This window comes from Streptomyces sioyaensis, assembly GCF_004122735.1.
Taxonomy (GTDB): domain Bacteria; phylum Actinomycetota; class Actinomycetes; order Streptomycetales; family Streptomycetaceae; genus Streptomyces; species Streptomyces sioyaensis.
This window is the reverse complement of sequence record NZ_SDIF01000009.1, coordinates 59,444-84,264: the sequence shown is the minus strand read 5'-3', so window position 1 is coordinate 84,264 and position 24,821 is coordinate 59,444. Positions and strand designations below refer to the sequence as shown.

Below are 24,821 nucleotides of genomic sequence, written 5' to 3'. Positions count from 1 at the left end.
TGTGCAACTACGCGGCGATGGCCGGTAGTTGGTACTCGTGGATGTCGGGGAGATTGCGGTGCCGGTCGGCGTAGTCGATGCCGTAGCCGGCGACCCAGGTGGCGGACGGCACCTCGAATCCGACATAGCGGGGTACCGGCCGGTTCTCGATCCGGTCTTCCTTGTGCATCCGCATGAGCACACAGCTCTCGACGGACGCCGGGCCGAAAGCCGCGAGGTGGTCGCGCAGCCAGGCCAGGGTCAGCCCGGAGTCGATCAGATCCTCGACGAGCAGCACATGCCGGCCGCACAGATCGGCGTCCAGATCGACACCCTTGCGCCGGACCTCCCCGGCGACCGCACCGTCCGCGTACGTGGACAGTCGTATCCACTCCAGCGACACCGGGAGCCGGACGGCCCGCGCGAGGTCCGCCGCGAACATCGCGCCGCCTTTGAGCACCCCGATGAGGGTCAGCTCCTTGCCGGCGTAGTCACGGGTGATGTGCGCGCCCAGCTCCTGCACCCGGGAGCGGATCTGGGCCGAGGTGAACAGGACGTCACCGAGTTTGCCGTCGGTCTTCATGTGGTCTCTCCAAGTCGGTCGGGCCCGGCGGGGTGGGACCACTGTTCCCGTCGGTCGGCCGGCACGGGGACCGACGGGAGCCGGCCCAGTATCCGGCGCACCTCGGCGTAAGGGACCCGCAGATCACCTCCGACGTAGTCGACGGTGGCGTGTGCGCGAAGAGGTGCGGTCGCGTTGACGGCGACGGTGTGCCGGGCGACCTGGAACAGCGGCAGGTCGGAGTGGGAATCGCCGTAGGCGACGACCGCCTCCCCCACCCCGTGGCGCTGTTGCAGCGCCGCGCACAGCCGCGGTTTGTCGGCCGGCGTCAGGATGCCGTCCTCCGCCAGGGGCCGGCGAAACGGCGGGGGCGGGAACACGGAGGCGAAGACCTCCATGCCCCACCCCGCGAAGTGCCGCGCGAAGAAGTCCGGCGACATGGTGATCAGCACGGCGTGCTCACCGCGTTCCGCGATGTCGCACAGCACCTCGCGGATGCCGGTGAGTTTGGGAGCCGCGTCGAACACCTCGGCCACCACCTCGGCGGTCAGCTCCGGCATGAGTTCCAGCAGGGCACGGGCGAAGTCCACGGTGCTCCCGCCGGCCGCGAAGGACGCCTCCAGGTCGTGCAGCCGGCGCTCACAGCCGAGGTGCCGGGCGAGCTCCAGGGATGCCGTGGTACCGGGGAGCAACGTGCCGTCCATGTCGAAGACGTGGAGTACGGACATCCGTCATTCCCCGACCCGGCCCAGGCGGTACGCGTGGCAGTCCGAGGGCTGTGCACCGGCGCGCACCGCGAGCAGTTGACGGCTGGCGGGGAACAGCTCCGCGGGCAGGGCGTCCGCGGCGAACCACTCCCACCGGCTGAAGTTGTGCGGCTCGGTGACGACCGGGCGCCGGTCGCCGGCGTCCGCCCGGACTCCCGCGGTCAGCCAGGCCGTGCCGTGCACGTCCCCCCGCAGCAGGGCGAACGGGGCGAACCGCTGCGGGGCGAGGTCGATCCCGGTCTCCTCCTGGAGCTCCCGGCGGGCCGCCCGGTCGAACGACTCCCCGGGCTCCACCCGGCCGCCGGGCAGGCACCACGACTCGGGCTCGCCGGCCTTGATGCGTCTGCCCAGCAGGATGTCCCCGGCGGTGTTGCACACCACCACCCCGACTCCGAGCTTCGGCCCCACGTCGCTAGGCACCGACCGTCTCCTTGCTCACATCGAGTTCGTGCACCAGCGCGCTCGCCGCGTACCAGCCGCTGATCATCGCGGCGACGATGCCCCGGAACAGCCCGCAGGCGTCACCGGCCACGTACATCGGCCACTCGGCCATCCGCAGATCGCCGTTGACCTTCGGGTACCAGCCGACGCCCTCCAGGGTCGGGCCGATCAGCTCGGTGCGCGCGCCCGCGATGTCGGGGAACTTCTCCCCGAGCCGTTCGAGGCCCTCCCTCATCAGGGCGCTGACCTCCACGCCGTAGGCGCGGTGCAGCGCCTCGGACGCCTCGGGGCGGCCGCTGAGGAATTCCTGCAGCGGCACCCGGAACCACGAGGTGGAATCCGCCAGGGCCGCCTCGATGTGCGGCATGGCGCGCCGGGCGATGTCCTCGTCCAGGACCCGGGTGTTGAAACCTATGTTGGACCGGCCGCTCGGGGGGCAGTCCGCCCGACCGGACACCGTCCACAGGCCCGAGGTCTCGGTCAGGACGGCCTCGCCCTGCCGGCAGGCGCAGAAGGTGCGCCACTCGACGGCGCCGTCCTCGCGACGCAGCCGCAGCTTGGGATCGAGCTGCTTCATCCCGGCGAAGAACGACTCCTCGGCGGGCTGCTCGATGCGGAAGCCGACCTCCAGCCGGCGCCAGGAACGCTCCCGCACCCGGTCGACGAGGCCCAGCGGGCCGAACCGGCCGGTGGCCACGAGCACCCGTCGCGCGCGGATCCGCTGGTCCCCGTCGGGGCCGGCCAGGTCCACCAGGAAGGTGCCCTCGCGGTGGTGGTACGCCAGGTCGGCGACCCGGGTACGGGGCAGGACGTCGACCTCCAGTTTGTCCACGAGCCCCTGGGTCAGCTCCAGCCGTGCCGGCAAGGAGAGGTAGTCGCTCGGATATTCCTTGAGCACCCACTCCCCCGAGCCGATGGAGTAGGCACTCGGGTCGTCCGGGAACGGCGGGGTGTCGAGGCCGGCCGCGCCCAGGACCTCACACGTCCAGTCGAAGCCGGCCCGCAGATCCGGGTAGCGGCGTAAGGACCACAGCTCGCTGGCGGAGGGGAAGAAGGAGAACTTTCCGTCGGAGAACAGGCCGGCGCCGCCGTATCCCTGGCTCATGTCCTCGGGCGCGTCCCGGTCGCGGTCGGTCACCGGTTTTCCGGCGTCCACCACGAGGGTCGAATAGCGTTCCGCGCTCAGGCGGTTCGCGGCCGCCAGCCCCGCCGGACCGGCCCCGACGACGAGTATGTCGACGGCGATCTCGCCATTTCCCTGGCCATTCTCCGGGAGGGGCGTACCTGAAGTGCTGTGTGCGGGCATTGCGATGACCTCTTTCAGACGTAGTAGGCGCGGCTTTGTACCGCTGCCGGGGCCGAGCGGAAGGTGAACACGGATGCCGGTTCGGCGTCCTCCAGCATTTCCTGCATGTCCGTGCTCATCGGATGGTTGCTCTCACCGAAGGTGAGCCGGACCCGGTCGGCCCGGCCGGGGCCGAGAAGATGGACATTCAGCGGGGAGAGGATGTTCCAGCGGGCGCCGATCGGCACTCCGTCGACCACTCCGTACTCCGTGACCGGGGAGAAGCTGGCCGGAATCGGGGTGAGGCCGCTCAGGTCGACGACGCAGGTGAAGAGGGCGGCTTCGGCGTCCTCGGGGTCGTGGCACCGGAACATCCAGGTCTCCGGACCCGGGGCGTTCGGCGTGGGAAGTTCCGTGGTGAAGGTGGTGCGGAATTTCGGCTCACCGAAGAGGGTTTCCCCGGCCGCGATGGCGAGTTCGTTGTCGCACGGTACGTGCAGCCGGAAGTTCCCCAGGTGCCGGCTCTGCTCGTCACCCAGCGCATACTGCTCGAAGGTGACGTCGGGCACCTGGCCGCGGCGGGAATCGGGGTGGCAGATGACGTTGTACTCCACCTCCTGCGTGATCGAGGCACCCTGCCGGAACTGCCCCACGTAGAGCTGGTAGTTGAAGGAGACGCAGGCGGCTCCGTCGAAAGCGGCCGCCGTGAAGCCGGTGCCTTCCAGGCGCTTCGCACAGCGGTCGTAGTCCACCAGGTAGTTCACCCCGCAGTTCAGCAGGGCACTGTAATAAAAGGGCAGGGAGAGACCTTCGGGTATCTCCGGGAACGGCGTGGTCATGACGATGCTGCTCCTTGACTCGGGGAGGGCCGCAAAGGACCCGGGAAACGGCCGCGGGGCTGCGGCGATTCAGATCAGAGCGACCGGATGATTTCGTCGGCCGTGCGATAGGCCATGGCAGCCATGGTCAGCGTCGGATTGGCCGCGCCCATGGTGGGCATGGAGCCGCAGCCGACGATGAAGAGATTCGGGTGGTCCCAGGACCGCTGCCGGTCGTCCACCACGGAATTGTGCTTGCTGGTGCCCATGATGTGCGTTCCCGCGCCATGCCCGGCACCGAAATATGTGAACTCCTCGGCACCGTGGCGCACATGCGTGGGAAGCGCCGAGTTCACTTCGGAGTGGTCCTCCGCACCGACGGCGTCAAAAATCCACCGGGCGAGCTCACGGGCCTCCGACATTCCGGCACGGACATAGTCGTCCACGTCGTAGTGGATGACCGGGCGGAAGTTGCCCATTTGGTCGCGGTGGGCCGGATCGATGGTGACCCGGTTGGACTCGCTCGGCATCTGGTCGAGCATGAACTGGAGCTGGAACTGCCGCGGCAGATCACGCGCCAGCCGGGCGCGCAGATCGCGGCCGAACAGCCCGAGTTCGTCCATCAGCGGCGCCAGATGACCGGCGGGTGCGCCGGAGGACCAGGCCCATCCCCAGTTGCCGATCTCCACCCGGTAGCCGGCGCGGTTCGCGCGGGCCGGCCCGGTGCGGAACACCTCGATGCCGGAGGTGACGCCCGGCCCGCGGAAGGCCCCGACCGGATCGGCGGCGAGCGCTCGGGTGATCAGGGTGGGGTGGTCCATGAGGTTCTTGCCGACCAGCCCGCTGGAGCTCTCGATGCCCGATGCCAGCAGCACCTTGGCGTTCTCGATGGCGTGCGCGGCGAGCACCACGATGTCCGCGGTGACCAGGTGGGTGGTGTGCTCCGGCGAGCCGGAGTCCTGATAGCGCTGGTACTTCACCCCGCTGATCCGGCCCGAGGCGGGGTCGACCAGCAGCTCGCTCACCACTGCCCGGGTCAGCACGGTGGTGCGCGACAGGTCCGCCGTGTCCAGCGTCTTCAGGGCCGTGTACTTCGCCTGGCTCGGGCAGATCGGCATACAGCTGGCGCTGCCCACACACCGCAGCCCGTGCTCCGGATCGCCCGCCGCGCCCACCGGGCGGTAGCCACGCCCCCCGTCGTAGGCGGGGTTGGGCACGCTGTTGCGCGCCTGCGGCATGGAGCGGACCTGGAGGGTGTACTCCTGTCCGCCGAGGCTGAGCGCCTTGCCGTTCAGCTGCCGTGCCATGACCCGGTCGAGGTGGCTGGGCGGGATGCGGTACATCGGATAGGCGTAGTCCTCGGGGAACCACATACCGCCGTACGCCTGCTCACCGGCGTTGGCCGACACGCCCATTTCCCGCTCGGCACGCGCGTAATACGGCACCAACTCGTCATAGCCGATCGGCCAGTCCAGGCCCTGGCCGAACAGCGTTCTGGTCCGGAAGTCCTCGGGCGGCATCCGCAGACAGGTGCCGAGCCAGTACATCGAGGCACCGCCCTGGACCCGCGCGTAGTCACTGGCGTACGGCCGCGGCCCGCGCTGGACGAAGTACCCGGGAGCACCGTGGGGACCGGCGGCGAGGTCGCCGACATCGGGGTAGGGCGCGTTCGGATTGCGGCGATAGGCCGAGTTGAGGGTCTTCACGGGCGCGCTGTGGAAGGCGCGTACCGCGTCCCGGTAGCCGTCCGTCGTGCTCGCTTCGTTCGTGCCGGCTTCCAGCACCAGCACGCGTTTGTGGTGCGCGCCCAGGGCCTTGGCCAGGATCGCGCCGTTGATGCCGCTCCCGACGATGACCACGTCGTGGTGGTCCGCCCGCGCGTTTCCGGCAACGCTGCTCACAGTGTCCTCCATGGTCATGCGCTCCACTCGTGCTGCGGAGCGCGGGCCCAGCTGCCGAAACCCGGTGCCTGGGCGCCTCGGGGCGGCGCTCCCGCGGTACGCCAGATGAGGCTTCGGGCGTAGGAGTCCGGGGCCGGGACGAAGGTCGCGTCGGCGCTGCGCCGCTCGCTGCCGTACCGCTCGTGCCAGGCGTCCGGCAGCGCCTGCCAGATGCCGACGTACCAGAGCCGGACGAGATTGCGGGCCGGCGGCCCGTGTTCGGGGTCGCCCATCACCTGGCGGTCGAGCGCTTCGTGGAGCAGCTCGGGGTCCGCCTCGGCGGTCTGTTCCGCGGCGGTGAACCGGCCGAGCAGCCGGCCGACGGCCTCGCCGCCGGCCCGGTCGACCATGACCCAGTGGTAGGCCTCGGCGAGTCCGGTGCCGGTCAGGTCGCTCTCGGTGAATCCGGTGAGAGCGGAGGACAGGCGCAGAAAGGTCGGGTCCATCGTGTGCATCGGCTGATCACGCCCTCCGGCTGAGGTGACGGGCCAGCCTGCGGGCCATCGCCACCATGGTCAGGGTCGGGTTCCAGGAGCCGCCCGTGGGGAACACGGCGGAGGTGGAGAGGTAGACGTTGTCGACGGCGTGCAGCCTGCCGGTGAGGTCGGTGACCGACTCCTGGGCGTCGTGGCCCATCCACAACGTTCCGCACTCGTGCATCAGGAACGTCTGGCGGTGCTCGACCGGCCCCTTCGTGGTCCAGCGCCGTTCGCCCGGCGACCAGAACTCCACCGGCGCGCCCTGCGCGAGCGTGCCGACGAGTTCCGTCATGGCGTCGTCCATGGCGTCCCACATCCGGGCGTCCTCGGCATCCAGATGGGTGGTGACCACGGTCCCGCCGGATTCGTCGAGCCGGACCCGGCCCGGCGCCCGCGGACCGCGCTCGCCCGCGACCTCACCGATGCCGTGCATGAACAGCACCACATGGTCGTCGTCACAGAGCTGCTGGAGCGCGTCGGCACGGAAGATGTCCGGCACCAGCCGGTAGATGTCCTCGACGTCCCGCGCGCTGTCGGACGTGGCGCTGGCATTGATGTCGATGTGGAACTGCCGCGTCTTGGTGGCACCGTCGAGGTAGAAGGCCGCGGCCTGGTAGCTGCTCGGCAGACCGGGGAAGGCCGCCCGCGGCACCCGGCAGGTGAACCACGTCCCCACATGTCCGTTGAGGTTGCGTCCGGCGAGCGGGACACGGGAGCCGGGGAACGACGAGAGGACCACCTTGGTCGTCTCGACGGTGCCGTGGGCCAGTACCACCGCGGCGTCTTCGAGGCCGTGCAGGGTGCCCTGGGTGGTCTCGGCCGCCGTGGCCCGCCCGTTCTCCTCGTACAGCCGCAGCACCTCGCACTCGGTCACCACCGTGAGCCGCTCGGGATACCGCCGCAGCAGATCCAGCAGCATCGGCACCGGGCTGAAGCGCCGATAGCCGGCCGAGGAGGCGCCCGGGCCGGCGGCCAGCGGCGCGTCCAGGCCCTGCGGGGTGTCCGGGACGCTCAGGTCCGCGATGGTGCCGAGGCCCTGGAAGAGCCGCTCGCCGGCCTGCCGGTGCAAGGAGGTGGCCTCGTGCCCGCAGAACGCCCCGGAGCGCACGCCGAGCAGCTCGCGGGCCCCTTCCCACTCGTCCTCCAGACCGGCGACGACCTCGTCCGGCCAGTCCCGCAGGTGCTCCGGGCGGGGCTGCGGCGTCCAGGTGCTCCAGAACAGCGCCCGGCCACCGACGTACGGGACCTGCGGGGCCAGGGACAGATCGCCCTCCACCCGCCACGGCGAGGCCTGCGCACGGTTGATGAGGGAGTGATACGTGGACGGCAGATTCTGCACATGGTCGGGCAGCAGGAAGGGCCCCTGCTCCAGCACGAGAACCCGCGCCCCGGGGTCGCGGGCGAGCAGTTCGGACGCCATGACCGTGCCCACCAGACCACCACCGACGACGAGGTGGTCGAAGGAGCCGCGGTCGACGTCCTCAAGCGTCGAGAAGCAGTAGCTCTCCAGCCGTGGAGAGCCAGGTGAATCGCGCCGTGCTGACATCAAGAGGTGCTCCATGAAAGTGAGAAGGGGTTCCCGTCGCGGTCATGACGGGATCTCCGGCCGGCGGCGACCGGAGAGGAAGAGTCCTGGGTGCCGTGCGCGGCAGCGGCGCGGGCACGGGAGGGGCAGGGGGACCTGCGAGGGCAGGGGGAACCTGGGTGACGGGGACAGCGGATCCGGCGGCTCCGGATCAGCTGCCGTCTCCCGGCCGGCTGCCGTCTCCCGGTCAGCTGCCGTCGTCGAAGAGGCCGGTCACGGACGTGTCGTCGGCAACCGCCTGGATGGCCTGCGCCAGCAGGGGTGCGATGGAGAGCACCGTGAGGGCGTCGAAGTACTTCCCGTCCGGGATGGGCATCGTGTCGGTGAGCACCACTTCGCGTGCACCGCAGCCGGCCAGGCGTTCCGCGGCCGGGCCCGACAGCACCCCGTGCGTGGCGGCGACCACCACGTCCCGCGCTCCCGCGTCGAGGAGCCGGCGCACCGCCTCCGCGATGGTGCCGCCGGTGTCGATCATGTCGTCGATCACCACGCACAGCTGCCCGCGCACGTCGCCGACGACCCGGTTGGCGACCACCTCGTTGGGCCTGAGCGGGTCCCTGGTCTTGTGGACGAAGGCCATAGGGGTTCCCCCCAGGGCCTGCGCCCACTTCTCCGCCAGCTTGGTGCGCCCGGAGTCCGGGGAGACCACGGTGGGGCGCTCGGCGCCGTACTTCTGCCGCACATGCCCGGCCAGCAGCGGCAACGCCCACAGGTGGTCGACCGGTCCGTCGAAGAAGCCCTGGATCTGTGCCGCGTGGAGGTCGACGGTCATGATGCGGTCGGCGCCGGCGGTCTTGAACAGATCGGCGACCAGCCGGGCGGAGACGGGTTCGCGTCCGCGGTGCTTCTTGTCCTGCCGGGCGTACGGGTAGCAGGGCGCGACCACGGTGATGCGCCGGGCGCTGGCCCGCTTCAGCGCGTCGACCGTGATCAGCTGCTCCATCAGCCAGTCGTTGACCGCTCCGCAGTGGCTCTGCAGCACGAACGCATCGCAGCCGCGCACCGACTCATCGACACGTACATAAATCTCCCCGCTGGCGAAGTCGTACGACGACTGCGGCGCCACGGCAACATCCAGATGCTTCGCCACATCGTCCGCCAGCCGCGGATGCGCTCGTCCGCTCAGCAGAACCAGCCTCTTCGCAGCCGCCCCCGGCACCGCGCCCGTCATCCCCGTCACCTCTCTGTCCCGCGGCCCGCCTGCCGGCACGCCGTGAGCGAGAGCCTCACATGCCCATATGCCCTGGGCACCATGGTCAGTTGTCCCGAATCGCCGCCCCGTCACCGAGGCGGCCCGGCCGGGCGCGGGGCCCTCGCGCCCGGGCAGCGTCGGGGCACTCGCGCCCGGGCCGATCCGGGCTCTCGAAGCTGCCCCGTCCGCCTTCCCCGCTAGGCCGCACCGACACCTACGGGCTCACCGACGTCATACGGCCCCAGCGCGAGCAGGGCGACATCGTCGTGGAAGACCCGGGTGTGGCGTGGCAGGTCGGTGTTGAGGAAGTCGATGACGTCGACGGGGCCGGGTGCGGGCCGGCCGGCGAAGCGGTCGCGCAGGCGGTCGAGGAGCGGGTAGAAGGCTCCGGTCCGGTCGCGGGCCTCGATCAGGCCGTCGGTGCACAGGAGCAGGACGTCTCCCCGGCTGAACGGGTGGGTGTAGGAGACGGGGTCCTCGTCGTCGAGGTCGCCCAGGCCGAGCGGGAGGGCGGGCGGTCCGGTGAGGGCCGTCACCTCACCGCGGGAGATCAGCACCGGCTCGATGTGCCCGTGGTTGACGATGGTCACCCGCTGGGCGACGGCGTCGTACTCGACCAGGGCGGCGGTGACGAACAGCTCGTCGTCGGGGCGCTCTTCGGCCTCACGGGCCAGGCACCGCTCCATCCGGGCCGCGACCGCCAGCAGGTCCACCTGGTCGTAGGCGGCCTCGCGGAAGCTGCCGAGGAGGTCGGCGACCGTACGTACGGCCTGCAGGCCCTTGCCGCGGACATCGCCGATGAGGGCGCGCTCCCCGGCCGGGGTGGCACGGATGTCGAAGAGGTCGCCGCCGACCATGGTGCCGACCTCCCCGGACCGGTAGAGACCGGCCGCGAGCACCTGCCCGACCCGGTGCGGCACCGGCCGCAGCAGGGTACGCATCAGCGCCTCGGCCACCGAACGGGCGCGGACCAGCTGCTGCTCCTGGCGCCGGCGGTGAGCGGCCAGCGCCACCCCGAGGAGGCCGACCATGCCGGTGGCGATGTAGGCGGCGACATGGTGGTTCTCCCACAACTGGTGGACGTTGTGGCCCGTGCAGCACGGGGTCCCGGCCAGCACGCCCTCCAGCACCACCGCGAAGACCGTGATCGCCGCGACCGCGACCGGACCGAGGGTGTACGCGGCGGTCACCGGCAGCGCGATGAGCAGGAAACTCACCGCCCATGGCGTGGGGGTCACAAATTCCAGCAGCAGCACCCACACGACATAGGCCAGCGGCAGCCAGCGCATCCACGCGGGCGGCCGCGGCACCTCGAAGCCGCTGTGGTCGACGACCGTGAGCTGTCCGCCCGTACGGCCCCGGCCCGCCCGGCGATCACGACCGATCCGCTCGAAGATCCACTGCCCCGACCTGTCCACACGGGCTCCCCACACGACCGTGATCAAGAATCCCAAGCCTGTCCCGGCCGGAGAGCCCCTACCGGCCATTAGGCCGCTTGACGGCATGTCATATGTCGTCAGGGGGCGGGCAACAGGCAGGAAGCGCAGCACGCCCGCCGGCGCCGTTCCGTGTCATCTGCGCGGACGCTCGGCGGGGCCCGGCCGCTAGGATCGAACGGTGATGCAGAGCGCAACTCTGGCCGGGGCCTTCGACGAGCTGGCCGACAGCTACGATCACCGGCACCACGAGGAGATCGCGCGGGCCCTGATCGCGTGGGTGGCGCCTGGTGCGGCCGACGCGGTCGCCGACGTGGCGTGCGGGGCGGGAGCCGTCGCCCGGCAGCTCGCGCGGAGCCGGCCCGAGACCGCGCCCCCCGTCCTGGCCGTCGATCTGTCTCCCGGGATGGTCGCGGTGGGCCGGGCCCGTGCCGCCGGCCTGGAACGTGCGACGGCGATCGACTGGCGGGTCGCCGATGCGGTGCCGCTGCCGGTTGCCGATCGCTCTCTCGACGTCGTGCTCTGCGCGTCCTCGCTGCACTTCCTGGGGCGCCGGGCGCCGGCCGACTGGCGGCGCGCCCTGCGGCCGGGGGGCCGGGTGGGTTTCACGCTGCCCCTGGCCACGCACTTCCGGCCGTCGGAACGCTTCTCGGGTCACCTCGCCCGTGATGTGCCGCTGCCCCACACCGCGCGGGAGGCGAGTGTCTGGGCGGCGGAGTGCGGATTCACCGACGCCGCATCCCGCGTTCTCGTCCTTGGTACGCGTCGTGTGGTGGTGACCTCCGCCAGGGAACCCGGCGGTCGGTAAGTGAGGCGGTGAGCCACGGCGTCCGCCAGAACGCCCGCGGCCCCGCGTGCGTCGGTTACGGCGGATCAGGGGGCGAGGGGGCGGGCCTCGCGGAGCGAGGGTGAGGACCGGCCGGGCGGTCCAGATAGGTCGTCCGGCGGTCGTCCCAGGAACGCCGGAGAGGGTCCCGCACCGCCCGTGCGCACAGCCCGGCCGGGGTGAACACGGCGAAGTACAGCGCGGCCAGGCCCAAGTGCCGCAGCCGGTCAGTCCATCGGGATCGCGGCACGCCAGTCGACCTCCTCCCGCCACTCGGGCTGGTCGCGTTTGTCCAGCAGGAAGTCGCCGAGGACCAGCAGATCGATCCGGGTGCGCATGAAGCAGGCGTACGCCTCGTCGACGTCGCGCACGATCGGCTCCCCGCGCACGTTGAACGAGGTGTTCACCAGCACCGGGCAGCCCGTGCGGTCCCGGAAAGCGGTGAGCAGCGCGTGGAAGCGCGCGTTGTGCTCGGCCGACACGGTCTGCACGCGGGCCGAGCCGTCGACATGGGTGACCGCCGGGATCGTCGAGCGCGGCACCCGCAGCAGGTCCAGGCCCGTCGCCCCGTCCGCCGGGGCCCCGCACTCCCGTCGCTGTGCCGCGGCGACCTGCGCGGTCAGCAGCATGTACGGGCTCTCCTGGGCCAGGTCGAACCAGTCCTTGGCGTCCTCGGCCAGCACCGCGGGCGCGAACGGGCGGAAGGATTCGCGGAACTTGGTCTTGAGGTTGAGGGTGGACTGCATGGCGGGATCGCGCGGGTCGGCGAGGATGGAGCGATTGCCCAGTGCCCGTGGCCCGAACTCCATCCGTCCCTGGAACCAGCCGACCACCCGTCCCTGCGCGAGCTCCGCCGCGACACGCTCCACCATGTCCCGCTCCGGCAGGCGCACGGCGGGGTAGCCGCCACGGGTCAGGAACTCCTCGGTCTCCCGGTCGGAGCAAGCGGGGCCGAGCAGCGCCCCCGCCATCGCGTCCGTGCCGCGCCCCACGTGCGGGCGGGGCGCTCCCCGGCGGTGCGACTCGGCCAGCGCCGCGCCGAGCGCCCCGCCCGCGTCCCCGGCTGCCGGCTGGATCCACAGCTCGTCGCAGACCCCGTCGGCCAGGATCCGGCCGTTGGCCACGCAGTTGAGGGCCACACCGCCGGCCAGGCACAGCCGTCGCTCCCCGGTGCGGTCCAGCGCCGTCCGGGCCAGCCGGAGCATCACCTCCTCGGTCACCTGCTGCACGGAGGCCGCAAGGTCGAACTCCCGCTCGGTGAGCGGGCCTTCCGGTGTCCGGCGCGGCCCGTCGAACAGCTCCTCGAAGGCCCGGCCGACCATGGTCTGCCCGTACTGGAAGGTGAAGTGACGCAGATCCAGGCGGAACGAGCCGTCCGGCTTGACGTCGATCAGCCGCTCCCGGATGAGCGGCGCGTAGCGCGGCGTCCCGTAGGGCGCCAGGCCCATCAGCTTGTACTCGCCCGAGTCGACCTTGAAGCCGCAGAAGTACGTGAACGCCGAGTACAGCATGCCGAGGGAGTGCGGAAAGCGCAGTTCGGCGAGTGGGACCAGCTCGGTGCCGCGGCCGTGCCACAGCGTCGTCGTGGCCCACTCCCCCACGCCGTCGACGCACAGCACCGCGGCCGACGGGTACGGGCTCGGGAAGAACGCCGACGCGGCGTGCGAGGCGTGGTGCCGGTGTGCCACCACCGGGGGCAACGGCTGTCCGGGGGCCAGGGCGCGCAGCCGCGCCCGTACGTCGTCCAGGGCCCGCCGCTTCCAGCCGGCCCACTGCCCGAAGGCCCGGCGGAACACCGGCAGGCCGTGCGGGGCGGTGGCCAGCCAGGTCGCCAGCACCCGGCGGAACTTCAGCGCCGGGTCCTCGTAGAACGCCACGGCCGCCAGCTCGTCGAGGCGCAGCCCGGCCTCGCGCAGGCAGCAGGCGACGGCGTGCGAGGGGAAGCCGGGGTCGTGGCGGCGCCGGGTGAACCGCTCCTCCTGCGCCGCCGCCAGCGGGGTGCCGCCGGCCACCACGGCTGCCGCGCTGTCGTGGTAATACGCGGAGATGCCCAGGACCGGGCCGTCCGGCCCGCCGGGGCCCGAGCGGTCGGCGCGCGCGCCGCCCATGCCGGTCCGCATGTCAGAACAGGGGGTAGACGGACGCGTCGTCCTCGGGCTGCGGCCGCAGCCGGGACGGCGGCGCGGGCGGGCCGGCGGGCCGGTCCGGCGGGGTGTCGGGGGCGGGCCCCTGGCGGCCCCGGTGCCGCAGCCAGGAGGCGAGGCGGCGGACCGCCGACGCGGGCGCCGCGCTGCTGTCATCGGGCATGGCGGCGCTCCTCACACCAGGTCCAGGCGGTCCGCCAGCTGCCGGGCCACCAGGTCGTATCCCAGATCGGTGCAGTGCACCCGGTCGATGAACAGCCAGTCCTGAGGCCCGGCGGCCTCGGCCAGCGCCACGTTGAGGTCCAGGAACGGCACGTCGAGCCGGGCGCATCCGGCGGCCAGCCGGTCCGCGTAGGCGCGGCCCACCGCCATGGTGGAGATGTCGTTGTGGAACCGGCGGAAGTTGGACACCTCGTCCAGCTCCTCGAAGAGCAGCTTCTCGCGGGGCAGCGGTTCCTCGCGCACCCAGGGCGCGAGCGGCTGGAGCGCGAAGACCAGCCGGGCGCCCAGGCCGTCCGCGAGCAGCTTCCAGGCGCCGAGGTGACGGATCGTCAATTCTGTCGCGTGCGCGACACGTTGGTCCGGGGGCGGTACGACGTCGGGGGCGGGCCCGCAGTCGAAGAAGGCACCGTGCCGGCCCTGCTTCTCCTCGGGCAGCCGGCTGAGCACCAGATTGTTGACCCCGGAGAGCAGCACGATGTCCTCGACCGGCGGGAGTTCGTGCTGGAACAGGGTGAACAGCAGGAGTTCCTGGGCCGAGTTGTGGCTCTGCCCGGCGATGTTCAGCCAGGGCAGCCGGGGCGCGTGGGCGTTCCACAGCCGCGCCGTGATCGTGGCCGCGTCACCGGTGGCACCCACGCCGAAGACCGCGGAACTGCCCGCGAGTACCCGCACCGGGCCGTCGGGACGATCGTCGCCGACCGTCGCCCGGAGCCCGCCGGGGCCCGGGGTGACCCGGAAGCCGTGCCGGTCGGTGGTGGAGACGGGGGTCTTCTCGTTGCCGTACTGGAAGTACCCCAGATAGGGCTGGTCCTCCAGGACGAAGGTGTAGTGCTCCATGTGCGGAGTGAACTCGGCGCGGGGTGACGTCATCGTGAAGGGGCTCCCGTCGGTGCGCGGTGCGTGGCTGTCGTGCCTTCCGTGGTGACCGGCCGTCCTGCCGTGCGCGGTGGGCCCGTGGGGCACGCCGGTGCGCGGTGGGCGGCCTGCGCTCAGGGGGCCGGGGCCGGGGGCGGCGGCTCGGGCAGGGAGCCGGGGCGGTCCTCGCGGATCAGGTCGGCGTTGATGGCCATGCCCGCCAGCCCTCCGCTGGCAGCGGCCATCGCGGCCTGCTGCATGTTCCGGCCGAGGTCTCCGGCCACGTACAGCCGGGGCAGGCCGGTGCGGCCGCGCTCGTCGGTCTGCACGGACTCCAGGTCCGGGGCCTGCAGCCAGGGGCGCAGCGGGGCCACCCGGGGCTCGGTGTCCAGGTGGAGGAAGAGCGCCCCGTAGCTCGCGGACCGGCCGTCCTCGAAGACGACCTCGACACCCTCGGGATGCGACTTCACCTCGCCGACCCTGTCGTGGACGACGGGCACGCCGGCCGCGGTGAGCCGGCCCAGCTCGTCCTGGGGCAGCTCGCGCCGGTCGGTGAGGTAGGTGATGCGGTCGGACCACACCGTCAGGGTCGCGGCCAGGCACTCGCTGGGCACGCTCCCTCCGTACACGGCGAAGCTGCGGTCGCGCACCTCCCAGGCGTGGCAGTACGGACACTCCAGGACGGTCTTGCCCCACAGGTCGGCCAGGCCCGGGACCGGCGGCAGCACCGAACGCACACCGGCCGCGTACAGCAGGGTGCGGGCCCGGAAGGTGCCGGACTCCTTGGTGGTGACCACCACGTGGTCGCCGTCGCGCTCGGCCGACACCACCTCGTCGTCACGGAACGTCACGTCGTACGCGGCGAGTTGGGCGCGGGAGCGGGCCCGGAAGTCCGCGATCGTCGCCCCGTCGTTGGTGAGGACGTTGTGCATGACGCCCGCTGCCATGTTGCGGGCGTCGCCCGAGTCGATCAGCAGCACTCGGCGACGCGAACGTCCCAGGTAGAGCGCCCCGTTGAGGCCGGCCGGGCCGCCTCCGACGATCACTGTGTCGTAGAGCTGTGTGTCCAATGGTCATCCCTTGTCGAGAAGGTCACTGTGCGGAGGCGGATCGGTGGGCGGCGCACCGGAAGACAGGGGTGGGGCGGAGGGCGCCGGGAGTGCGTCGCCGGGCGAGTGGTCCTCGCGCAGGGGCGCGAGCAACAACAGCGCGCCCACGGCCAGGAGCGTCCCGCACACCACGAACACCGCGGGCACGGACAGGGCTTCGGCGAGCAGTCCGCCGAGTGTCGCGCCGACCGGCATGGTGCCCCACGAGCACAGCCGGGACACGCTCATCACCCGGCCCTGGAGGTCCTCCGGCGTGAGCCGCTGGCGCAGCGACATCACGGGGATGTTCCAGCCCATCATGAAGACGCCGTTGGCGGCGAGCGCCAGCGCGGCCAGGACCGGATGGCGGCCCAGGCCCAGCGCGGCGTACGCGGCCCCGGAGGCCACCAGGGACCAGCGGGCCAGCCGTACGGTGGGCAGCCGGTCGGCGGCCCGGGGCGCCAGCCAGCTGCCGGCGACGGCGCCCAGCGACCCGACGGCGAGCAGCAGTCCGTACCCGGCCGCGCTCAGCCCCAAAGTGCCCTTGCTCAGCAGCACCAGCATCGAGAAGGTCGCCGAGAACACCAGGCCGTACAGGGCGCTCGCGGCGAGGGTGAGCCGCAGGGTGCGATGGCCGAGGACGAAGCCGAGCCCGCCCCGGATGTCGCGCAGCACCCCGCCGCGCGCCCCGCCCGGTGCCGCCTCGCCCGGTGCCGCCCCGCCCGGTGCCGCCTCGCGGCGGGTGCGGGCGAGCGGGGCGAGGCCGAACAGCAGCAGCGCGGCCAGCGCGTACAGCACCCCGCCGGTGGCCAGCGCCGCGGCGGCGGTCAGGCCCACCAGCAGGCCCGCCACGGGCGGTCCGGCCGTTTCGTTGAGCACGATCTGCGCTGCCATCAGCCGTCCGTTGGCGCGCTCCAGGTGCCGCTCGTCGACCAGGCGCGGCAGCATCGCGGGGGCCGCGGTGTCGGCGAGGGTCTCGGCGATGCCCAGCAGGAACGCCAGCGCGTACAGGAGGGCCAGCGGGCGGTTGTCGGCGAGCACCAGGGCCGCGCCGAGCAGCGCCGCCGCGCGGACCAGGTTGCTGCCCAGCACGATCCGGCGCCGGTCCACCCGGTCCACCAGGACGCCCGCGGGGAGCGCGAACAGCAGCCAGGGCAGCATGTTGACGGTGGTCAGCCCGGCGACCGCCGCCGGGTCGGAGTGGTGCGCGACCACCAGCAGCGGCAGCAGCGTACGGGTGATGCCGTCGCCCGCGTTGGAGGCGGCCGTCGAGGCCCACAGCCAGCGGAACGGGCGGCCCAGGTCCGCCCGGCGGACCGGGCGGGCCCCGGACGGGGCGGTGCTAGCCAACAATGCTCCCCTCGTGCCACGCACGCAGGCCCAGCAACCGCTCGCCCAGTTCGGTCAGCGTCGCCGGCCCGTACAGTTCGGCCTCGTCCTTGCGCACCCCGCCCTGCGGCGGATGCGGCGGGATCCGGTCCCGCCAGAACCGCACCCGGGCCTCGCGGAGGTCGGCGTTCTCCTCCCAGGCGGGCGCCATGGTCAGGTACTGGGCCATGCGCACCCGGGCCTCGGAGACGTTGGGGTGCACCCCGTGCGGCAGAAGGCTGTTGAAGATGATCAGGTCGCCGGGGGCGACCTCCGGCGTGGTGATCGAGTAGCCGGTGATGTCCGGCGTGAACGGGTCGCGGTCGGCGGGCCGACCGCTCACCCACTTCTCCCACTCGGTGAAGATCTCCGGCACGCACTGGAAGCCGCCGATCTCCTCGTCGCCGTGGGTCAGCGAGAGCACCGCCTGGCAGCTCACCTGGAGCGGCTCGGCGGAGGTGTCCACGTCCCAGTGGATGAACCCGTCGAAGGCGCGCGGTCCCCGGTTGGGCGGGTTGACGTTGGCGAAGTCGATGGTGACCCACAGGTCGGTGCGGTCCCAGATGTCGGCGAAGGCCCCGTGGACCCGCGGGTTCTGCCGGATGTCCCACTGGGCCTGGTGGTTGTACATCTCCACCAGCCCGCTGTGGCCCGGCAGCCGGTCGTTGCCGGTGTGCGGCGAGGCCCAGGTCGAGGGGTCCTCGGGGCGCATGTCGAGGAAGGAGTACAGACCTTCGGTGAGGGCGGCGACCGTCTCCGGCGGCACCGCCTGACGGACGATCACATAGCCTTGGGTGATCCACTGTTGCCAGTCCGCGGGGGACAGGACGCGCAGCGGTTCGGTCTTGTGGATGTCTCGCAGTGGAATGGCGGCCACGGGCACTCTCCAGGGACACGACGCCTGCACATGATCGGGTGGGACGGGCCGGCCTCGACATCGCCGTTTCGGCCATTTTTCGCCCGTCCGGAGATATCGGGGGAAAGGGGTACGGGGCGCTGGACGGGGGCGGGGATCACTCGACGATCAGGCGGCGTTCGGGCAGCACCACGGCGTCCAGCTCGGTATCGGTGAGCAACTCCAGTGCCTCGTCGAGGTGGTTGAGGAGGGGGCGTCCGCCCCCGTTGGCGCTGGTGTTGATGAGCACGGGCAACTCCGTGCGGGCGGCCACCGCGTGGCACAGCCGGTGCAGCAGGGGATGGGCGTCGGGCCGTACGGTCTGGAGGCGGGCCGTACCGTCGATGTGCCGCGCCTCGGCGAGCTGCCGGGCCCCCTCGGGCCGCACCCGCACCGCGAACAGCATGGTCTCGGTGTGGTCCAGGGGCCCGGTGAAGTACTGGTCGGCCACCTCCTCCGGGCAGATCGGCGCGACCGGCCGGAACCACTCCCGGTGCTTGATCGTCTGGGAGACGTACCGGCGGGCGCCGCTCCAGTGGGCCGAGACCAGCAGGGAACGGTGGCCCAGCGCCCGCGGTCCGGTCTCCAGGCCGCCCTCCAGCCAGGCCACACACCGCCGGTCGGCCAGCAGGTCGGCGACGGCCTGGACGAACTCCTCGTCGCCGGCCGGGCGGTGCAGGGACAGCCCGAGGCCGCCCAGTCGCCGTCTCAGGCCGTCGACCTGGGCCGCGTCGTCGCCGTCCGCCGTGTCCAGGCCCGCCAGCGGCGGTCCGGCGTAGGCCAGCGACGCCCATCCCGAGCGGCCCAGCAGGGCCGGGCGGTCGGCCGGGTCGGCGACGGCCAGCGCCGCGCCCAGCGCGATCCCCGAATCGTCGCAGCAGGTCGGGATGGACACCCGGGTGAACTGGGCGCATTCGGCGAGGCGGCTGTTGGCGGTGATGTTGAGCGCGCAGCCGCCCGCGTAACAGAGCGTCGCATAGCTGGGGAAGCGCCGGCTGAGGCCGGCGACCAGCGACGTCAGGTCCCGCTCCACGGCGTTCTGCAAGGTGGCCGCCAGGTCCCGGCAGATGCGCGCGTCCGGGGAGGTCCCGACCGGGGTGCTTCGCCCGTCCACGGTGCGGATCTCGTCGGGGAAGACCGAGCCGAAGGAGTGCACGACGTCGTCGTCGGAGGAGTCGGCCAGGCCCGCGTCCAGATACCCGCCGCTGTGCGGGTCGTACTCCCACCAGGTGTCGGCGTAGCGCAGCGCGGTGCCGGTCAGCCGGTCCTCGTCGAGCTGCTCGTACAGGTCCGGCGAGGCGCGCCGGGTGGACTGCGGGACGAGCATGGCGCGCAGCACCGGCAGCAGGGCGGCATCGGTCTCCCCGGTGGCCGTCAGCCCGAGCAGCTTGCCGGTGTCGAACTGGCTGCCGTGGACGCGCCGGGCAAGCGCCTCGTAGACCAGACCGAAGCGCGGGCCGGTGCGGTTGGTGAACGACATCACGGGGGTGAGCTGGTCGCCGTCGCCGAGGCAGACCATGCCGCACTCGGCGTAGTTGCCCGTTCCGTCCAGGGCCAGCACCAGGGCCTTGCGGGCCCCGGAGGTGTAGTACGCGAGGGCGGCGTGTGCGTAATGGTGGCGAACCGCGGTCAGGGTGATGTCGCCGAACCCCTTGGCCAGCGGCCAGTCCAGGGGTTTGATCACCCGGGTCACCGCGTCGGCGAGGCCGGTGCCGCCGGTGGCCGTCCAGCGGGCGTCCTCGTTGACGAGCTCCACCAGCGCCGGGGGCAGCACCTGGCACACCGGCGTGTACCAGTCGGCCACCGCGATCCCGGTCACCGGGCTCGCCGCCCGCTCCCGTAGCTCCGCCAGCCACTCGGCGGCGGCCTGCGGGAAGTCGCCGTTGCCGCCGCACACATGGCGCAGCCCCAGGCGGCGCTCGGCCTCGATGACGCGGTAGCCGCCCGCCTCGGTGAGCGCGACACCCGCGTCGTGGCCGAAGTGCATCCCCATCATTGCCATGGAAACCAGTCACCCTTCCTCGGCCCGGACCGGAGTGGTGGGGCCGGGTCGTGGATCGGCGGCCCGCCTCGCGCGGAGGCGGGCCGTTGCGGAGATCGTCGGAGCCCGGCTCAGGACAGCGTGGCGAGGCTCTGGGCGTGATGACGCTCCAGGAGGCCCTGCACCACCTCTCGCATGTAGGCGCAGTAGCCGGGCGACATCACCTGGATCGAGCCGTTCTCCTCCTCCAGCGCTCCGGCGGAGCCGCCCGAGCAGGTGCCCTGGAGCTCACAGCCCTGGCAGCCCGGGCCGTTGGTGTAGGCCCGCATGCCGTAGTCCTGGTAGGCGGGCGAGGAGAAGATGCCACGCCAGTCGTCGATGGTGCCCAGCTTGCGGGCGGTGGCCTTGCAGGCGAAGACACTGCCGTTGGGCTCGATGGAGAGCTGACGGCCGACCGCCGGACAGGTCTTGTAGTCGGCCTGCTCGGCCCACTTGGCCTCATCGATGATCATCTGGAAGGTCTGGTACCAGTAGCCGCTGAGCTGCACGCCGCGCTCACGTCCGTAGTCGACGGCGGCCAGCAGCCGCTGCGCCACGTCGTGCGGGCTGTGCTGCTGGAAGAACTCCTTGGCCTGGAAGGACACGATGACGTCCAGGGATTCCAGACCGGCCTCGGCGACGAAGTCGATGAGCGGGGTGCCCCACTTGTCCCACGTGTACTGGGAGAGCACCGAGGTGATGCTGACCGGGACGCCCGCGGCCTTCATGTCGAGGATCGCCTTGCGGACCACGGCCCACGAGGTGCGCTGCTGCTGCCCGCCGCGGAACTCGCCGGTCTCCGGGACCAGGTAGTCGATGGAGACGGTGGTGTCGACGCGGTGCTCGGCGAGCGCCGCCAGCAGCTCGTCGTCGATGCGGGAGCCGTTGCTGGTCAGGTCGTAGGAGAGGGTGACCCCGTCGTGGCTGTCGCCGAAGGTGCGCAGTACGTGCAGGATGGTGCCCCGCGCCAGGGTGGGCTCGCCGCCGAAGAACGACACCGTCAGATGGCCGCCGCCGTTGGCCTTGCGCAGCTCGATGGCCTCCTTGACGGTCTTCTCGGCCACCTCGCGCGACATGTGCATCGAGGGGTTGCGGACCTCGTCCGCGCCGTGGTTCCAGTCGCCCTTGGCGAACGTGGGGCCCGAGTCCTGACGGGTGGGGCCCGCGACCTCACGCGTGCGGCGCAGTTCGACCAGAACCGGGCCGGGTTTCACCGACTCGCCGGAGGTGTTGCGCTCCTCGACGCCGCCGTCGAAGTTGTACGCGAAGCAGCCCTGGCAGGAGAAGTTGCAGGCGTTGGTGAGCACGAGCTGGATGGAGGAGTGGAACACGCCGCTGCCGAGTGCGCTCTGCCGGCTCTCCAGCAGCCCGTCGATCTCCGCGGCCTCGTCGTGCCCCGCCTCGACGAGGAACCGGGCCTCGACGAGGTCGCGCAGTGAGTCGTCGTCGACCCGCTCCCGCAGTCGCTCCCAGCTGATGCCCTGGGAGGCCTCCGTGAGAAGGTCGACGATGTCCCGGTCGATCAGCCGCGCATTTCCGAAGAGCGAATGAAAAGCCATGGTCCGCTCGTCGCCCTCATAGGAATCGAGCCGGCCTCCGAACGACGTGAAATCCCGGTTGCCCGCGGCACGCAGGGTGCGGACGTAGCGCGAGGACTGATACATCGAATTCTGCATGGCTGAAGACTTCTCCCTGCGTCTCACGACTTCCGACGCAACGTACGGAGCGTCCCTGGGGGCGCGGCACACGGCACTGCGTCGGTGAAAAGGGCCCCGGGCGCGGAGCCGTGGGACGCGGACCGGTCCCGGCCCTCGGCCCGGCCCGCGCGACAGACCGGGGCCCGGCCGGTGGGCGGGGCCCCGGGGAACCTCAGCCCTTAGGCCGACGCACACTCGTTCCGCTGCTCAGCGGGGGCCGAGACGACCTCCGCCTGCTTGTGGGCGGGCGTGATGGTCGGGGCGTTGCCCTTGTCCGGCGAGACGAACGCGCACGGACGGGACGACGCGGTGACCGCGGGGCGGGCGACCTTCTTGACTTCGGCCATATGGCCTCCTCAGTAGGTGCGACACAACGCGTACCACTGAAGCAGAAGGAAACAACCCTCAATAAGTCTTCAACCGGACACAGTTGGAAAAGCACGTCACTCCGGGGCATATCAAGGGGAATTGATCCTTCACCATGCGCCACGTGCCACGCTGTCTGCCGATTTGCCCGCACACCCCGCGCGATCGGGCGCGGCCGCCACACCGCTGGGCACCCTTCGCATGCCCTCACACGGGGTGAATTCCGGCCAGGAGCGGGGTGACGGCGAGGGAGTTCCAAGGCCGTGCGTTACCCCTCCGCAACGGCCTCCAGCGGGCTCAGGGCGGCGGCCCGGCGGGCCGGGACGGCGGCGGCCGGCACGCCGATCGCGAGGGAGAGCAGGCACACGAGGAGCAGCGTCCCCCAGGGCAGCGCCAGGGAGTACTGCGGCATCGCGGCGTTGGCCAGCGAGCCGACCGCCCAGGCGCCGAACAGGCCGCCCGCCAGGCCGAGTAGCGTGCCGAACGCGGCGACGGTCACCGCCTCCAGGCGGACCATCCGCCGGATGCCGGAGCGGTCCATGCCGAGGGCCCGCAGGGCGCCGATCTCTCGGGTGCGTTCGGCGACCGACATGGCCAGGGTGTTGACGATGCCGAGCGCGCTGATCGCGACGCCGACGGCGAGCATCCCGTACATCACGTTCAGCAGGTCGCCCAGGGTGCCGGCGGCCTGGGTGACGAGTTGCTCGCGGTCCTGCACCGTGATCAGCGGGCTGTTGCTCACGGCGGTGCGCAGCTGCTTCTCGACGGTCGTCGGGACCGCGCCGCCGTCGGTGCGGACCAGGATGCGCTGGACGGAGCCGGGCTTGAAGGCGTTCTTGGCCACGTCGCTGCGGACGCCCAGCGCGTCCTTGGCGATGGGGTTGTCCTGGTAGACGCCCACGACGGTGTACTTCGTGAACTGCTGCTTGGGGTCCGTGCCGACGTTGCCGACGTTGAGCTCGCTGCCCGTGGTCACGCCGTTTTTCTGGGCGAGGGTGCGGGAGACGGCGATCCGGCCCGGCCCGAGATCCTTTGCGGAGCCGCTGACGAAGTCGAGCTTCATGGTGTCGTTCACGGTGTCGGGGTCGACGCCGGAGATGCTCTGGACGCTGCCGCCGATGGTCGCGGTGGTGTCCGAGACGGCGGTCGCGGTCCGCACGCCGGAGGTCTCGCCCACCCGATGTACGGCGGCCGATTCGATGGCGGTGGTGGGGGTGCCGGTGCTGATCACGTAGTCGGCGCCGAGCCCGGCCGCGGCCTGGCTGTCGAGGGCCTGCGCGGTGGAGTTGCCGATGACGGCGAGCCCGGCGATGAGGCCGGTGCTGATCATCAAAGTGGCGGCGGTGGCGGCGGTGCGCCTCGGGTCGCGGAGCGCGTTCTGCTGGGCGAGATGGCCGGTGATCCCGAAGCGGCCGGTCAGCCGTCCGGTCAGCCGGATCACCGGGGAGGCGAGGATCGGCGCGAGGACGATCAGGGCGGCGACGAGGACGGCGCAACCGACCATCGCGTTCTGCAGGTTCGTCTCCGAGGCGTCCTTCGCTCCCGAGAGCGACACCAGCACACCGGCGCCGAGGACGAGGAGAGCAAGGCCCGCCACGCCGCGGATCCGGGACCGCTTGGCGGAGGGCGGTTGTTCCGTCGTGCGCATCGCCTCGATGGGCGCGACCTTCGCGGCCTTGCGGGACGGCAGCCACGCGGCGAGCACGGTGACGCCCACGCCCACGCCGAGCGCCGCCGCGACCGAGCGCGGGCCGATCACCAGAGGCCCTTGGGGCAGCGTGTTCCCGTCGGTGCTCAGGATGTCGGGCAGCACCGAGGCGATGCCGAGGCCGAGCAGGAAGCCGGCCCCCGATGCGACGAGGCCGACCAAGAGGGCCTCCAGGAGCACGGAGCGGGACACCTGGCGGCGCGTGGCGCCGATCGCCCGCAGCAGCGCGATCTCCCGGGTGCGCCGGGTGACGAGCATCGTGAAGGTGTTGATGATGAGGAAGGAGCCGATGAACAGCGAGATCCCGGCGAAGACCAGCGGCAGCTTCGTGTAGCCCCGGGTCTGGGTGTTGACGAGGATGGCCTGCTGGTCGGCGAGGGCAGCGCCGGTGGTGGCCTCGGCGCGGTCGGTCGGGAGCACGTCGGTGACCCGCTGGGCGAGCTCGGACGGGGCGGTGCCGGGTGCGGCGGACAGATCGATGCTGCTGTAGTGGCCCGGGGAGGCGAACAGCTTCTGGGCGGTTGCCTTGTCGAACAGGGCGAGCGTGCCGGCGGCGGTCACCCGGGTGTCCTTCGTGGTGACGATGCCGACGAGCCGCTTGGTCATGACCGGGCCGTCGATGGCCAGGGTGACCTTGTCGCCGAGGCGGAAGCCGCCGGCGGCGGCGGTGGTGCCGTCCACGGCGAGTTCGCCGCTGTTCCTCGGGGCGCGGCCCTCGGCCAGCGGGTAGCGGCTGTCCTTGCCGTCCGTGCCGGGTAGGTAGGCGTCGGCCAGGTTCGCCCCCTGCTTGACCCGTAGCGGGGTGTTGTCGGCCGCATTCATGGTGACCACGCCGTCGGCCGACGGCCGGACGGCGGCGACACCGGACACGGCGGCCAATTTCCGTGCGAGCGCGTCGTCGAGCGCGCTGGTCTGCTGGTGTGGGGTGGCCCCCGGCGGGGGTTCCTTCGCGGTCACGGTGACCGCGATGTCGGCGTAGTTCTTCGACATGGCATCGCGAGAGGCGGCGGCGGTGGAGTCTGCGAAGACGAGGGTGCCGCTGACGAACGCGGCCCCCAGACAGACGGCAAGGAGCGTCATGAGCTGACGGGCCTTGTGCGCCAGGAGGTTGCGCAGGGCTGTTTTCAGCATGGGGGCTTCCTGGGACG

The 24,821-nt window shown here is 71.7% G+C and carries 21 protein-coding genes; 1 reads left to right on the top strand and 20 read right to left on the bottom strand.

Translation table 11 applies throughout. The annotated features are described in order from the left end of the window. Positions 1 to 7 precede the first annotated feature (7 nt). The 10 genes from EST54_RS05310 to EST54_RS05265 form a co-directional block, all read right to left on the bottom strand. Positions 8 to 562, bottom strand: coding sequence for a phosphoribosyltransferase (locus EST54_RS05310; protein WP_129245526.1), 555 nt, complete (start codon positions 560 to 562; stop codon positions 8 to 10). Next, positions 559 to 1,269: an HAD family hydrolase gene (locus EST54_RS05305; protein WP_129245524.1), complete on the bottom strand. Its 711-nt coding sequence runs from the start codon at positions 1,267 to 1,269 to the stop codon at positions 559 to 561. The genes EST54_RS05310 and EST54_RS05305 overlap by 4 nt, the downstream gene beginning before the upstream one ends. Before the next feature lie 3 nt (positions 1,270 to 1,272). Then, a complete protein-coding gene (locus EST54_RS05300; RefSeq protein WP_129245522.1) occupies positions 1,273 to 1,728 on the bottom strand; it encodes a nucleotide triphosphate diphosphatase NUDT15 in 456 nt (151 codons plus the stop codon). Further along, complete coding sequence (locus tag EST54_RS05295; protein ID WP_129245520.1) at positions 1,721 to 3,055, bottom strand: FAD-binding protein; 1,335 nt, start codon at positions 3,053 to 3,055, stop codon at positions 1,721 to 1,723. The genes EST54_RS05300 and EST54_RS05295 overlap by 8 nt, the downstream gene beginning before the upstream one ends. Before the next feature lie 14 nt (positions 3,056 to 3,069). Continuing rightward, positions 3,070 to 3,873, bottom strand: coding sequence for a hypothetical protein (locus EST54_RS05290; RefSeq protein WP_129245519.1), 804 nt, complete (start codon positions 3,871 to 3,873; stop codon positions 3,070 to 3,072). 74 nt (positions 3,874 to 3,947) lie between these two features. Continuing rightward, a complete protein-coding gene (locus EST54_RS05285) occupies positions 3,948 to 5,753 on the bottom strand; it encodes a GMC family oxidoreductase (RefSeq protein ID WP_244942443.1) in 1,806 nt (601 codons plus the stop codon). Between the two features lie 14 nt (positions 5,754 to 5,767). Then, a complete protein-coding gene (locus EST54_RS05280) occupies positions 5,768 to 6,238 on the bottom strand; it encodes a hypothetical protein (protein WP_129245515.1) in 471 nt (156 codons plus the stop codon). Between the two features lie 16 nt (positions 6,239 to 6,254). Then, positions 6,255 to 7,817, bottom strand: a complete 1,563-nt coding sequence (locus tag EST54_RS05275) for a GMC oxidoreductase (RefSeq protein WP_161989252.1) — start codon at positions 7,815 to 7,817, stop codon at positions 6,255 to 6,257. Between the two features lie 226 nt (positions 7,818 to 8,043). Next, on the bottom strand, positions 8,044 to 9,027 hold the full coding sequence (locus EST54_RS05270; RefSeq protein ID WP_129245511.1) for a ribose-phosphate diphosphokinase: 984 nt from the start codon (positions 9,025 to 9,027) through the stop codon (positions 8,044 to 8,046). Positions 9,028 to 9,245: 218 nt separating this feature from the next. Further along, positions 9,246 to 10,466 (bottom strand): PP2C family protein-serine/threonine phosphatase, encoded by a 1,221-nt coding sequence (locus tag EST54_RS05265; RefSeq protein WP_174857395.1) that lies wholly within the window; start codon positions 10,464 to 10,466, stop codon positions 9,246 to 9,248. A 202-nt stretch (positions 10,467 to 10,668) separates the two neighbouring features. Between EST54_RS05265 and EST54_RS05260 the strand changes: the two genes are divergently transcribed. Then, on the top strand, positions 10,669 to 11,292 hold the full coding sequence (locus EST54_RS05260) for a class I SAM-dependent methyltransferase (protein WP_239012686.1): 624 nt from the start codon (positions 10,669 to 10,671) through the stop codon (positions 11,290 to 11,292). A 245-nt stretch (positions 11,293 to 11,537) separates the two neighbouring features. Here EST54_RS05260 and EST54_RS05250 read toward each other — a convergent pair whose 3' ends face one another. The 10 genes from EST54_RS05250 to EST54_RS05210 form a co-directional block, all read right to left on the bottom strand. Continuing rightward, a complete protein-coding gene (locus EST54_RS05250; protein WP_129245612.1) occupies positions 11,538 to 13,418 on the bottom strand; it encodes a carbamoyltransferase family protein in 1,881 nt (626 codons plus the stop codon). A gap of 13 nt (positions 13,419 to 13,431) precedes the next feature. Continuing rightward, positions 13,432 to 13,617, bottom strand: a complete 186-nt coding sequence (locus tag EST54_RS05245) for a hypothetical protein (protein WP_129245505.1) — start codon at positions 13,615 to 13,617, stop codon at positions 13,432 to 13,434. Between the two features lie 11 nt (positions 13,618 to 13,628). Continuing rightward, entirely contained in the window at positions 13,629 to 14,546 is a 918-nt protein-coding gene (locus tag EST54_RS05240; RefSeq protein ID WP_239012687.1) for an SGNH/GDSL hydrolase family protein, read from the bottom strand. 119 nt (positions 14,547 to 14,665) lie between these two features. Next, on the bottom strand, positions 14,666 to 15,601 hold the full coding sequence (locus tag EST54_RS05235; RefSeq protein WP_129245503.1) for an NAD(P)/FAD-dependent oxidoreductase: 936 nt from the start codon (positions 15,599 to 15,601) through the stop codon (positions 14,666 to 14,668). 3 nt (positions 15,602 to 15,604) lie between these two features. Further along, entirely contained in the window at positions 15,605 to 16,969 is a 1,365-nt protein-coding gene (locus EST54_RS05230) for an MFS transporter (protein WP_129245501.1), read from the bottom strand. Continuing rightward, positions 16,962 to 17,864 carry a phytanoyl-CoA dioxygenase family protein gene (locus tag EST54_RS05225; protein WP_129245499.1) on the bottom strand — a complete coding sequence of 301 codons (903 nt, stop codon included), beginning with the start codon at positions 17,862 to 17,864 and terminating at the stop codon, positions 16,962 to 16,964. Before EST54_RS05225 ends, EST54_RS05230 begins: the two co-directional genes overlap by 8 nt. A gap of 136 nt (positions 17,865 to 18,000) precedes the next feature. Further along, on the bottom strand, positions 18,001 to 19,884 hold the full coding sequence (locus EST54_RS05220) for a carbamoyltransferase C-terminal domain-containing protein (RefSeq protein WP_239012688.1): 1,884 nt from the start codon (positions 19,882 to 19,884) through the stop codon (positions 18,001 to 18,003). Between the two features lie 110 nt (positions 19,885 to 19,994). Further along, entirely contained in the window at positions 19,995 to 21,578 is a 1,584-nt protein-coding gene (locus tag EST54_RS05215) for a radical SAM/SPASM domain-containing protein (RefSeq protein WP_129245497.1), read from the bottom strand. A 200-nt stretch (positions 21,579 to 21,778) separates the two neighbouring features. Further along, on the bottom strand, positions 21,779 to 21,946 hold the full coding sequence (locus EST54_RS34000; RefSeq protein ID WP_154073965.1) for a hypothetical protein: 168 nt from the start codon (positions 21,944 to 21,946) through the stop codon (positions 21,779 to 21,781). A gap of 287 nt (positions 21,947 to 22,233) precedes the next feature. After that, on the bottom strand, positions 22,234 to 24,804 hold the full coding sequence (locus EST54_RS05210) for an ABC transporter permease (protein ID WP_129245495.1): 2,571 nt from the start codon (positions 24,802 to 24,804) through the stop codon (positions 22,234 to 22,236). Between the last annotated feature and the right edge of the window lie 17 nt (positions 24,805 to 24,821).

Excerpts from the sequence above, each read along its gene's own strand:
- EST54_RS05305 (WP_129245524.1), bottom strand. The coding sequence starts at position 1,269 with ATGTCCGTACTCCACGTCTTCGACATGGACGGCACGTTGCTCCCCGGT.
- EST54_RS05215 (WP_129245497.1), bottom strand. The coding sequence starts at position 21,578 with ATGCAGAATTCGATGTATCAGTCCTCGCGCTACGTCCGCACCCTGCGT.
- EST54_RS05270 (WP_129245511.1), bottom strand. The coding sequence starts at position 9,027 with ATGACGGGCGCGGTGCCGGGGGCGGCTGCGAAGAGGCTGGTTCTGCTG.
- EST54_RS05250 (WP_129245612.1), bottom strand. The coding sequence starts at position 13,418 with ATGGGCGGCGCGCGCGCCGACCGCTCGGGCCCCGGCGGGCCGGACGGC.
- EST54_RS05245 (WP_129245505.1), bottom strand. The coding sequence starts at position 13,617 with ATGCCCGATGACAGCAGCGCGGCGCCCGCGTCGGCGGTCCGCCGCCTC.
- EST54_RS05260 (WP_239012686.1), top strand. The coding sequence starts at position 10,669 with ATGCAGAGCGCAACTCTGGCCGGGGCCTTCGACGAGCTGGCCGACAGC.
- EST54_RS05295 (WP_129245520.1), bottom strand. The coding sequence starts at position 3,055 with ATGCCCGCACACAGCACTTCAGGTACGCCCCTCCCGGAGAATGGCCAG.
- EST54_RS05280 (WP_129245515.1), bottom strand. The coding sequence starts at position 6,238 with ATGGACCCGACCTTTCTGCGCCTGTCCTCCGCTCTCACCGGATTCACC.
- EST54_RS05210 (WP_129245495.1), bottom strand. The coding sequence starts at position 24,804 with ATGCTGAAAACAGCCCTGCGCAACCTCCTGGCGCACAAGGCCCGTCAG.
- EST54_RS34000 (WP_154073965.1), bottom strand. The coding sequence starts at position 21,946 with ATGGCCGAAGTCAAGAAGGTCGCCCGCCCCGCGGTCACCGCGTCGTCC.
- EST54_RS05275 (WP_161989252.1), bottom strand. The coding sequence starts at position 7,817 with ATGTCAGCACGGCGCGATTCACCTGGCTCTCCACGGCTGGAGAGCTAC.
- EST54_RS05290 (WP_129245519.1), bottom strand. The coding sequence starts at position 3,873 with ATGACCACGCCGTTCCCGGAGATACCCGAAGGTCTCTCCCTGCCCTTT.
- EST54_RS05310 (WP_129245526.1), bottom strand. The coding sequence starts at position 562 with ATGAAGACCGACGGCAAACTCGGTGACGTCCTGTTCACCTCGGCCCAG.
- EST54_RS05240 (WP_239012687.1), bottom strand. The coding sequence starts at position 14,546 with ATGACGTCACCCCGCGCCGAGTTCACTCCGCACATGGAGCACTACACC.
- EST54_RS05220 (WP_239012688.1), bottom strand. The coding sequence starts at position 19,884 with ATGGCAATGATGGGGATGCACTTCGGCCACGACGCGGGTGTCGCGCTC.